This is a genomic window from Pseudoalteromonas ulvae UL12 (assembly GCF_014925405.1).
In the GTDB taxonomy this organism is placed as follows: domain Bacteria; phylum Pseudomonadota; class Gammaproteobacteria; order Enterobacterales; family Alteromonadaceae; genus Pseudoalteromonas; species Pseudoalteromonas ulvae.
Genome location: NZ_AQHJ01000034.1, coordinates 220113 through 231830, shown reverse-complemented (window position 1 = coordinate 231830; position 11718 = coordinate 220113). Strand labels below are relative to the sequence as shown.

General features: G+C 40.3%; 10 protein-coding genes. All 10 read right to left on the bottom strand.

All coding sequences use genetic code 11. The features are described 5' to 3' along the window. The 10 genes from PULV_RS17725 to PULV_RS17680 all read right to left on the bottom strand — a co-directional run bounded on the left by PULV_RS17725 (position 1) and on the right by PULV_RS17680 (position 11639). The gene (locus tag PULV_RS17725) at positions 1 to 465 is read right to left on the bottom strand and encodes a YybH family protein (RefSeq protein ID WP_193332394.1); all 465 of its coding nucleotides are present in this window, start codon (positions 463 to 465) and stop codon (positions 1 to 3) included. 21 nt (positions 466 to 486) lie between these two features. After that, entirely contained in the window at positions 487 to 1383 is an 897-nt protein-coding gene (locus PULV_RS17720; RefSeq protein WP_193332393.1) for a copper resistance D family protein, read from the bottom strand. A gap of 18 nt (positions 1384 to 1401) precedes the next feature. Continuing rightward, positions 1402 to 1749, bottom strand: coding sequence for a copper resistance CopC family protein (locus PULV_RS17715; protein WP_193332392.1), 348 nt, complete (start codon positions 1747 to 1749; stop codon positions 1402 to 1404). Between the two features lie 24 nt (positions 1750 to 1773). After that, positions 1774 to 3606 carry a 2Fe-2S iron-sulfur cluster-binding protein gene (locus PULV_RS17710; protein WP_193332391.1) on the bottom strand — a complete coding sequence of 611 codons (1833 nt, stop codon included), beginning with the start codon at positions 3604 to 3606 and terminating at the stop codon, positions 1774 to 1776. Continuing rightward, positions 3606 to 4217, bottom strand: a complete 612-nt coding sequence (locus PULV_RS17705) for a PepSY domain-containing protein (RefSeq protein ID WP_227009435.1) — start codon at positions 4215 to 4217, stop codon at positions 3606 to 3608. The genes PULV_RS17710 and PULV_RS17705 overlap by 1 nt, the downstream gene beginning before the upstream one ends. Positions 4218 to 4305: 88 nt before the next feature. Then, entirely contained in the window at positions 4306 to 7470 is a 3165-nt protein-coding gene (locus tag PULV_RS17700) for an efflux RND transporter permease subunit (RefSeq protein WP_193332389.1), read from the bottom strand. 14 nt (positions 7471 to 7484) lie between these two features. After that, complete coding sequence (locus PULV_RS17695) at positions 7485 to 9242, bottom strand: efflux RND transporter periplasmic adaptor subunit (RefSeq protein ID WP_193332388.1); 1758 nt, start codon at positions 9240 to 9242, stop codon at positions 7485 to 7487. Beyond that, positions 9242 to 10654, bottom strand: coding sequence for a TolC family protein (locus tag PULV_RS17690; protein ID WP_193332387.1), 1413 nt, complete (start codon positions 10652 to 10654; stop codon positions 9242 to 9244). The genes PULV_RS17695 and PULV_RS17690 overlap by 1 nt, the downstream gene beginning before the upstream one ends. Then, positions 10654 to 11151: a DUF411 domain-containing protein gene (locus PULV_RS17685; protein WP_193332386.1), complete on the bottom strand. Its 498-nt coding sequence runs from the start codon at positions 11149 to 11151 to the stop codon at positions 10654 to 10656. The genes PULV_RS17690 and PULV_RS17685 overlap by 1 nt, the downstream gene beginning before the upstream one ends. Positions 11152 to 11258: 107 nt before the next feature. Further along, positions 11259 to 11639, bottom strand: a complete 381-nt coding sequence (locus PULV_RS17680) for a hypothetical protein (RefSeq protein WP_193332385.1) — start codon at positions 11637 to 11639, stop codon at positions 11259 to 11261. Between the last annotated feature and the right edge of the window lie 79 nt (positions 11640 to 11718).

Below are 11718 nucleotides of genomic sequence, written 5' to 3'. Positions count from 1 at the left end.
CTAGTGTGACCAATGAATGTGCTTGATCTTCCATTCACCGTTTTGTTTTTCCAGCACCATCGTTTCCATGCCTTGATAATCGCGCTCTTTACCTTTGTAAGTACCTTTAGTATGACTGCGCGAAGCAGATATAGCGGTATTTCCAAGAATCGTTACTTGATGTTCAAGTGTTTCGCTCTTCATAGAAGCAAGATATTTCATATCCGACAGCATATGGTGATGAGCGTATTCATCAGCACTTCTCTCAACGCGACCACCCTCGTAGATGGTTACATCATCAGCCAACTGTGTTCTTGCTAGCTCTTTGTTACCCGTTTCTAGTGCTTGATGAAATGCCAAAACAACTTTTGCGGCAGGGGTATCTATACCTTTAAACAAACGTTTGTCTTTGTTCTTATCACCATGAGCGTTTGCTACGAAACTAAACGTCATTAATAAAACGAGTAATATATTTATTGTTTTCATTTATATTTTCTCTTTTAAGTTTTAATTTGCAGGGCCAACAACACTAGTAAGCCCTGCCGTTACAGATAAAATGGCAAAAGCGACTACCATTTCTATCGAGATAGATTTAGATAGTGCTTCTCTACCATCGCTATTTTTAAGTTGTGGGACGAGTTTTAACCTGTGCTTAGCTGCGATGCCCAATATCGAAGTGACGAGAGCTAATTTAAGCAACAGTGTTTGCCCATAGCTTGAACTAAAAAGCTCGCCAACATTTCCGACTAATTGAAAAGCTAACCAAAGGCCAGCAATTAACAATAGACTCACCGCGATACTTGCTTGCCTTCCAAACTTGTCCATCAATGAGTAGAGCTGCTCATAGTCCTGTTCATGGCAAGCTTGTTTAAGTGGAAACAACGCTCCGAACCACCAAGCCATAACAAGCACATGGAGCATCAACAATACTTTTTCGAACACTTCTAGTTCAGATACATGACCGAACAAGCTAAAGGTGTAGGAAAGTAGTACAAGGCTAAGCCCTAACAAGCTTTGTTTTATGTTGTTGCTCAGCGCAACAGATTTGAATTTAATGTGTGACGTAATCGCGAATATCGCTAGAACTAACCCAAGTCCTCTAAGTAAAGTTCCATCACCGATAGAAGAGTCCCAAATAATACCTAACATATCAGGCTCAAGTGCACCTTGAATGCCTTCTTCTGCCATCGCACCAGTACTAGCGAAGAACCAAATGGCATTTGCAATCAAAGCGACGATTATAGAAGCCCTTATCCATCTTAGGTTCGCTATTGCCAAGTTATTATGAGGCTCACTTTTTTCAAAAACTTGCTTGAAAAATGTATAACCAGCAATGCAGGCAAAACCGACGTAAAATACAATTTTTGACAGTACAATGACTGTATTCCAGATATACATTTCCATAGCAATCACTCCATTAGATTAGTGAACCATAAAGCCAAAACTATCTTTCATTTTATGCCCATCTTTACCTAAGAAAGTAACATCAACAACATAGTTAGCAGGTGTAAGTTTCGGTAGCTTCCACGTAAATTCGGTATTGGTTTCTTTAGTAGGTTTGAAGCCAAATTTAATCTTTTTACCTTGCTTATCTTTCAATGTAATTTTGACTACACGAACCTCTTTGCTAAATGCCAACGTTAACTCTTCTGGAGTCTTCATTAACATTGCATTATCAGCAGGCACACTTTTTTCAAGATGAACATGCGCGAACACCGCACTACTAAAAACAACGCTGATTACGGTTAAAAATTTAATTAATGTCTTCATATTTACCTCTACTTATTTTATGAATTAACGACTAAATTTGTCTTTGAAAATTTGATTATTGGGTATACCAACATCAGTAATTATTTGTTCCACTTCACTCATCATTGCTTCTGGACCGCACAAGTAAAATTCTGTAGACAGGAGTTTTACTTTCTGGCTCAAATACGGCAGAAGTACTTGCTGTACATAGCCAGAATGCCCTTGCCATTGTTCTGAAGGGTTAGAAAGTGTAGGAATATAAGAAAAGTTTTTATGCTGCTCGCTCAATGAGTTCAACTCATCGCGGTACAGCAAATCATCTTCAGTTCTCGCACCATAGATGAGAGTCAAATCACTTTCATCTTGCCGTTTTTTCAACTGTTCAAAAATGATAGCTCTGAGTGGAGCAATCCCTGAGCCAGCGCCAATAAATATGCGAGGAACCTTTTTATCTGAAGTAGCGTAAAAGTCAGAAAAAGGACCCTTTGCCATTATCGTTTCACCTACTTGGAGTGAACCTAAATAGCTTGAACCTATGCCTGCTCTATAACCATCTTTAGCGGTATGCCAGCGGATGTTAAACGTTAACTCATCTGATTCCTCGTCAAAGTTAACTAATGAGTAGTGACGAGTTACACCGTCATGAGAAAACCTTCCATGAGAATAACTTTCCCAGTATTTTTCATAGTTTTCTGGCATATCATCTGGGCGTAAACTATTCATCCCTGCTGGCACTTCAAATTGCATATATGCTCCAGCTTTAAATGCCAATTGTTTGCCTGATTTCACCTTAAACTTCACTTCCTTGATAAAAGGAGTAATGAAGTTAGTCGCAACCACAACTAGCTCATGATTTTCAATATTGAGATCCGTATTAACTTCAATTGAGCTAATTTCAGAGAATCTGTGCTGACATCCTAACCGATAGCCTTCCTTAAGCTGCTCATCTGATAAATGTTCCTGCTCAGAAAGTGTGATAGGTAATTGAGTTGAACTTAAGAACATGCATTTGCCACATGTACCGCCTCCACCACAACTTGACGGAAGGTAAACATGTGAACTAGCTAATCCTTCTAATACTGTTGAGTAACCAGTTGCTGAAATGTCAGTAATGGTATTTTCATTGGAAAAGGTCACAGCAACTTTTTGCTTATTGCTACTCCAAACAGGCTTTAGGAAACCGTTTTGATATTGCTGTATCAGCCAAGTTACGCCAGTAAGTGAAAGTAATAGCGTTGAAAAAGCAAATGCAATGATCAACCAATGGTTAAACCCTCCAGAGTTGCCATAGTCCATAAAGTGAAGCTTCATCATCAGATCTTTCAATCTGAAATCATCATTGGCATGGCGAAGCACTTGGCCTGTAATACTATCTAAATAAATAGTTGTATTATTCTCATCCTCAACGACAACTTGCCACATAGGATTTTGTTGCCTTACGTGATCAGAAAATGGGGGCTGAGATAACACTGGTGTAGTTAGCTTGCCCTCACCTGAATAGGAGTTTTTTGCCAAAGTTAGTACTTGTTCTTCAGACAGGTTAAATGGCTTTCCTGTTAAAGCATCAAATAGCTTTGAGTGGCGTTCTTGGTAGCTATGCTGGCCCTTATCGAACACAAAATGATAGTAAGGCTGATGTAAAATCCATATAAGTTTTACTTCTTGAGGTGCTTCACTAGTAATGTCTTTAATAGGGATAAATCTAAAGTCTGTAATGTTACCTTCATGATGAGAATGAACTCTAAGCTCATTACCACTGGCTTTACTGTGATCCATTAAATTGAAGTAAAGGCCCGTTCCCAACCAAATAATCAGTTGTAAACCAACAAATAAAGAAAGCCATTTGTGTAACGTTGTATTCAACTTAAATAGTCGCATCAAATGACTCCCTTTTTATTTGGGGAAAGCACTCGATAATAAGTCAATACAGCGCCAGTAATTGCTCCCATTAGACCTAGAGTTGCAACTAAGAACAAAAACCAGTTAGATACGTTTTCACCATCATCGTAATCCATAATGTGAAAACGCCACATCCAATCGAACAAGCGCCAGTAATCATGACGCTTAGCAACAAGTGCGCCTGTTTGTTGACTTATATAAAATGTTGGTGTGGCGAATTGGTCAAAAGTTACTCTCCAAACGGGTAAGTGTCTTGGAGACAACTCAGCAGGCATTTCTGTGACTGATTGAATCAGCCTTATGCTGTCTATTTCATGATTCATTGCATAGTGGTATTGTGCGATTTCTTTAGCTTTGATTTCATCAACAAGGGCCTGAACAGCCCCGGTTTTGGCACCAATTGCTACTTTCCCCTGTTCTCCATTAATAAAAGAATACAAAGGGTCCCCCATGCTTTGGGTAAGCGTGACTTGGCTAGCTTCTGGGTAATCAGCAGCAAGTTCTGCAATGGAGTAATTCACTCTTGCTAAATCTATTTTAACTTCCTCACTCTTAGCTAAGAACTCGCCATGTATATAGTGAATATCCATAGTCACCATATACACGCCAGTTATAGACCAGAACAGAAATTGTATTCCGACAAATGCCATAAGCCATTTGTGATATTTTCTAACTTTGCTAAGCATTATTATCTAGATCCAAGTTAGAAAGCCCTTTGTTAAAGGCATTTACTTCAGGCTTTTTAACGATTGAGTAAATCGCAGGAAGTACAATAAGAGTGAGCAGCACAGCACTTGTCATGCCACCTACCATAGGTGCAGCAATACGACTCATAACCTCCGAACCAGTTCCTGTGCCATATAAAATAGGCATTAAGCCGATAATGATTGTGGATACTGTCATCATTACTGGACGCACACGTAAACCAGCACCGTGTAATAATGCATCTTGGTAAGCATCATCTGAAATACGTTCTGCTCGCTCTTCGGCTTTTTCCTTCAGCTCAGCAAGTGCTTGATTGAGATAAACCAGCATTATCACGCCAATCTCAACAGCAACACCAGCCAGCGCAATAAAGCCCACGCCAACAGCCACAGAGAAGTTAAATCCTTCTAGATACATCAACCATAAGCCACCAATCATTGCCATCGGCAAAGTCACGATGATGATAGCCACTTCGCTAAACGCTCTGAAGTTTAAGTAAAGTAGAATAACAATAATGGCGAGTGTTAAAGGCAATACATAGGTGAGCTTTTCTTTCGCTCTTTCCATATATTCGTATTGCCCAGCCCAAGTAATTGAATAACCTGCTGGTAGTTTTAGATTATTAGCCAAGTGTATTTTTGCACTTTCAACATAAGTACCTACGTCAACACCGTCTATATCGATAAACGTCCAGCCATTTAATCGAGCATTTTCACTCTTAATCCCCGGCGGACCATTTTCTACTCGGATATCTGCGACATCACCTAGTGCAATGCGTTGTCCATTTGGTGTTACAACTGGCAACCTTGCAAGCTGCTCTGGAGAATCACGATAATCCTGCGGATAACGTAAGTTAACAGGGTAACGCTCTTGACCTTCTATCGTTTGAGTAACGTTCATACCACCAATAGCTGTAGAAACCACTTGTTGAACATCTTCGATATTTAACCCAAAGCGACTTGCCTTATCGCGTGAAATATCAACCTTGATATATCGTCCACCTGCAACTCGCTCAGAGTAAACTGATGCTGTGCCTGTAACTTCGGGTAAAATTTGCTCTATTTGTTGGCCGATTTCCTGAATCACACCAAGCTCTGGTCCGGCAACTTTAATACCCACAGGCGTTTTTATGCCTGTAGCTAACATGTCGATTCGGGTCTTGATTGGCATAACCCAAGCATTTGTTAAGCCCGGAAACTTAACCAATTTATCAAGTTCAACTTTTAGTGATTCAGTTGTTACGCCTTCACGCCACTGGTCTTGAGGCTTCAATTGTATAAAAGTTTCAATCATAGTTAACGGCGCAGGGTCGGTTGCAGTTTCAGCACGGCCTATTTTACCAAATACCGTTTCAACCTCTGGAACTGTGCGGAGTAACTTGTCCGTTTGCTGTAATAACTCTCTTGCTTTACCAATTGAAATACCGGGATAAGTAGTAGGCATATACATGAGATCGCCTTCATCCAACGGTGGAATAAATTCACTACCGATTTTATCGACAGGCCAAAAGCCAACGATAGTCACTAATACTGCTGCTACTATTGTCGATTTTGGAAACCTCATTACTTGCTTTAAAACAGGCATGTAGATAGCAATCAATAATCGGTTTAACGGGTTTTTCTTTTCAGAAACAACTTTGCCTCGAATAAAGTAGCCCATCAAAACAGGCACCAATGTGATCGCCAAGCCTGCTGATGCCGCCATTGCATAGGTTTTTGTATAGGCGAGCGGTGAAAACATTCTGCCTTCTTGCGCTTCTAAGATAAACACAGGTAAGAATGAGACAGTTATGATCAGCAAGCTAAAAAATAATGCAGGGCCTACCTCACTCGCAGCCTTAGCTACAATTTGCCAACGGTTTTCATCCGTTAGTGGTGTTTTCTCCATATGTTTATGCATATTTTCAATCATCACTATTGCGCCATCAGTCATCGCACCGATCGCAATAGCGATACCACCTAAAGACATAATATTGGCATTGATGCCTTGCATATACATGATGATGAACGACACCAAGATACCTAATGGCAGAGTGACAACAGCTACAATTGATGAGCGAAGATGAAATAGGAAAGCAACACAGACAATAGCAACGACTGCAAGCTCCTCTAGCAACTTGCTCCAAAGATTATCAACAGCGCGATCTATTAACTTCGATCTGTCATAGACAGGGACAATCTCCACCCCCTCTGGTAGAGAAGATTTAAGCGACTCAAGTTTTTCTTTTACACCGTTTATGGTTTGTTGGGCATTTTCACCAAAGCGCATAACGACAACACCGCCTACAACTTCGCCTTCACCATTAAGCTCTGCTATACCACGGCGCATTTGAGGCCCTAAATTAACGGTAGCAACATCACCAATACGCAATGGCGTGCCTTGCTCGTTAATACCAAGTGGAATTTTCTCTATGTCTCCAACTGATTGAATATATCCCGTAGCAGTAACCATATATTCAGCTTCCGCCATTTCCACAACAGATGCGCCAGTTTCTTTATTGCCTCGTTTAAGTGCCATTTGGATATGACTTAACGGCACGTTATAAGCTCTGAGCTTGTCGGGATCGACTTGTACCTGATATTGCTTAACCATACCGCCAACGGCGGAAACCTCAGACACGCCCGGAACAGTTTGTAGTTCATACTTTAAAAACCAGTCTTGAATACTTCTTAATTGGCTTAGATCATGGTTTCCAGACTTATCTGTTAAAGCGTAGATGTATACCCAACCCACACCTGTCGCATCAGGTCCTAATTGTGGTTTTGCCGAATCAGGCAGGCTTGATGCTACTTGACTTAAGTATTCAAGTACTCTGCTTCTAGCCCAATACAAATCAGTATCATCATCAAAAATGATATAGACGTAGGAATCACCAAAAAATGAGTAACCACGAACAGTTTGCGCTCCCGGTACTGACAACATCGCTGTAGTAAGGGGAAACGTCACTTGATCTTGCACTACTTGTGGTGCCTGTCCCGGATAGCTCGTCTTAATTATCACCTGCACATCAGAAAGATCTGGGAGTGCATCTACTGGCGTTTTTTGTAATGAATACAAACCACCAAACGCGATAATTAAGGTAATCAACAAAACAAAGAAACGATTGCCGATAGACCATCTAATAATTGATTCAATCATTCTTTTTCTCCCACTTAATGATTAGAATGATCAACAGCAGCTTTATTTTCCTTGCCATGTTGTTCATCAGATTCAAGGGAAATTTCAGTTATCACTAAGTCATCTTTAACCTCAAAAGTGAAAGTGACATTATCACCAACATTGAAATCAACTATTTCTATATTGTCCGCGACGATAAAATCCATCGTCGCAGCAGGTCTATCCCATTTCTCTATTGGGCCTCGGCTAATATTCAATGTTCGCATATCAATGTTAATGTCATTAATAAGACCAGATACCGTTGCCGAAGATACTTCTTCACTCATATCAGCAGACTCACTCATAATATGAATTCCAGTAATTTCATATCCACCATCTTCGGTTTTACTCACTTCAAAGTGCAAAGATTGCCCAGACTTTAATGAGTCAATATCGACATTATCGGCTACCGTAAAATCCATTGTCATTTCAGGCCAGTCCCAAGCTTCGGCAGGGCCGTGACTGATATTAACCATGCGGTGCCCAGCCATAACACTATTAACATCACCTTGCATCCAAACAGAGTTAGGCACTTCATCATGAGTCATTCGTTTAAAGTCAGAGCTTTTACTTGATTCAGAATCAATCAAGAATTGCGCTGAAGTGACAACAACATCGTCTTCTTTTAAGCCAGCTAAAATCTCGATACTGTCTTTGTCTACTCGGCCTATGGTGACCGCAATTGATTTAAATTGCCCTTCACCTAAAGCAAGCACCACTCGGTCTTGCTTACCCGTTCTAATGACCGCTTCTTTGGGCACTAACATGGCGCTATCAGCTTGATTAGCATGAATCGACACTTGCGCAAACATATTGGGTTTTAATTGATAGTCTGGGTTATCAAATTTCAGTCTCACTCTGAGTGTACGAGTGTTACTATTAAGTGTCGGATAAACATAATCAACAACGCCAGTCCATTGTTTACCCGGCAGATAATCCAGTGTCATTGACACAGGAAGACCTTGTTTAACCAATGCGGTATCACGCTCGAACACTTCCGCTTCAACCCAAACTTGATCAAGTTTGCCAATACTAAGCAAAGTATTGCCCGGCTTGACGTAAGATCCTTCTCGAATTTTTAAACCATCAACCACACCAGCTTGAGGGGAATAAAAAGTAATGTTTTGTTGTACTTTTCGTTTTTCTTCTAACTCTTTGATAAACTGCGGTGATAGTTGTAACGCTTTTAAACGATCCTTTGACGCGCTAATTAAAGAACTGTTGTTGCGCCTTAAAGCAATCAGCAGTTCTTCTTGTGCATTAACAAGTTGTGGAGAATATAGGGTGTATAACGGTTGTCCTTTTTCTACAGTGTTACCCGCTGCTTTAACATAGAGCTTTTCTATCCAGCCATCAACACGCGGATGAACCTGAATAAGCTTATCTTCATCATATTGAACATAGCCGACCGTTGATATTTCGATATGCATGCTTTTTAGCTCTACGGGCGCTGTACGTACACCAAGATTATTAATCACATGCGGGGCTATTTTGATTGCGCCGGGACCAAAGTCATCACCAGATGATTCTTCCTCATATACGGGGATTAAGTCCATTCCCATAGGCGACTTACCGGGCTTGTCCCGGCGGTAATTGGAATCCATAGGAGCCACCCAATACAGAGGCTTTTTCTCTCCTGATGTTGCTTCATCAGTATTACTGTTTGAACCTGCACCTTGATATAAGCTCAATGCTCCAGCACCTAGTGCAGCACTTATGATGATAGCGATAATTGTTTTCGTATTAGATGACATTATTTTTCTCCAAATTGCTGATTGGATAAGTGCTGAGTGTGCATTGGCTTATGTTCAGCATTTGATTTAGATTGAGAATGCGCAAAGAAATAGTTGATCCGAGCTACTGTTTTAAGTGCATCAACATCAATTCTTAAGGCTGATATTCTGGCGTTTAATTCTGCGATTCTTGCACGAACAACTTCGGCAAAATCACCATCATCGTTGGTGTAGGCCGTCAATGATGCTTCCGCTTGGTCATGAGTTTGTTTAAGGAGTTGTTCTTGATAGATAGATTGTCTATCTGATAAGCGTTTAAGCTGTCTTAGTTCTTTTTCTAGCGCACTGATCATTTGTTTTGTCAGCAATAACTTCTCGGTTTTAACCGCTTCTGATTCAGCAATAGATGCTGCAACTTGCTTATCTTGTCTGTTCTCGGTAAATAACGGTAAATCAAACGTTACCCCAACAGAAAATAAATCAGCTCTACTATCACCAGAAGGCATATTGTCACGATAGGCATAGCTCGCATTAACACCCCATTGCGGCTCATATTGCTGTTTAGCTAATTCAATACCTTTTTCTGAAGCTTTGCGTTTCACATCAATTGCAAGTATGGCTGGATGATTCGCAAGTTCCTGAGCCAATAGATTTCTTGAGTAACTAGATGCTTTTAGGACAGTTGGATTATTCAGAGTAATTGCAGGTAACTTTTTAGAAACCCTAAACACTAATGGTTGCGCGTCAAAGTTGAATGATTCATTCAAACGATCCGCATCGTAAATATGAAGCCACTCATTAAGGCGAGCGATTGTCGTTTCTAGTTTCTGCTTTTCCGAAGTTAATCTGTCATCTAACTGTACGATTTCCAACTGAGCACGAATAACATCTTGCTGTCTGGTTTTACCAACAACGTTTGAGTAGCTAGCTTTAGCCACTTCCGCCATCTGCTCAAAAAGCGCCCAATCTGCTTCAATCAATTTAATGGTTTGTTGGGCTAAGTAAGCATCTAACCAAAGCTGTGACACTTGGCTTTTCAACTTCGCTTTACGATCCTCGCGTAGCAGGGGAAATTTCGTAGACTCAATTTTTAACTGGTCTTGTTTGATCTCTAGGCTATCTCCTCTCGGAAACATTTGAGAGACGCCAACCTTTAGCTGAGTCATTCCTTCCTGATCTAAATCCCAAGTATCTGTTGGTAAATTCATTACCCCTAGCGATACTTTCGGATCTGGCAAAGTACCTGAAGCGATACTTCTATTTTCAACTGCACTTTGTTTCAATCGGCTACCATGAAGCCAAGGATCATTTTGCTGAGCTAAGGTAATAGCCTGTTCAAGCGACACTACTTTCTCAGCTTGAGCTGAGAATATAGATAAGCCGAGTATTAGTGCAGTTGAAAGTGAAGTAAGGTTTGAAGCGTTCAATTTCATTAGAATTGCTCCTCATATGTCTTAACTTTTGCATATACTTCGCTCGTTCCATCTTTAAATAGAATTAACACGTTGTATGGCATAAAGCGGTCACCGACTTCCATACCGGGAGAGCCAACTGGCATTGCTGGAACTGAAAGCCCAATCGCATTCGGGTGCTCTTCTGATAAGAACTGCTGAATAAATTTAGCAGGCACATGACCTTCAAAGGCAAATCCATTTCTGCTCACTGCCGTGTGACAGGAGCGGTAATTAGGCTTAATACCATACTTAGTTTTGATATTGCCGATGTTTCGGAAATCTTTGGAATGCGCAACGACCCCTTCGTTTTCAATATGAGTTATCCATTTTTTACAGCACCCACAAGTAGGGGTTTTATAAACGATTAACTCCAAAGGTGTTACGTCGTGATTGTCTATATGGTTATGTTCATTAGCGTTTGCAAACGCAGATGAAAGCAGCATTACAACTGCTATTTTTAAATACTTATTGATCATTTTTGCCCCCAGACATCGCTGGAAAATATCTATAGCGCTGCGACGCTATATTGACTAACAGAAAAATTAATTACATGTGCGCGAAATTTGGACGCACTAATCCTGTATTAGGCAAAAATCGGTGGACGATAAAGAGAGGTTGAAATTGAATGAGGTTGATTAAATTGCAGATCAGCTACAGATTCACTCAATAATTGAATATCTGTCGAATCAATACTGGAATTTAGGACTGTCGTAGATGAACAAGCATTTGCCGGACAAACACATTCAACATCACAACAATCTTCTGATTGACCATTGCTGCTTTTATTCATTTCACCATGATTCATTCCTTCATGATGACTCATCTTGGAATGATCCATGTTCATGTGTGACTCGTGAGAACCTGATGACATTTCACAAGACATAGCAGAATACGCAAATGCTTGCCCTACAAAGGCAACCAGCATAAGCGTTATTACTAAGACTTTTGAAAATGCTTTAGACATAGAATTCTCTTACAAATACACAATTCCAATACTAATGTAAATTTTCGACTAAGTAAATTGATACTGTGTAAACATTTAT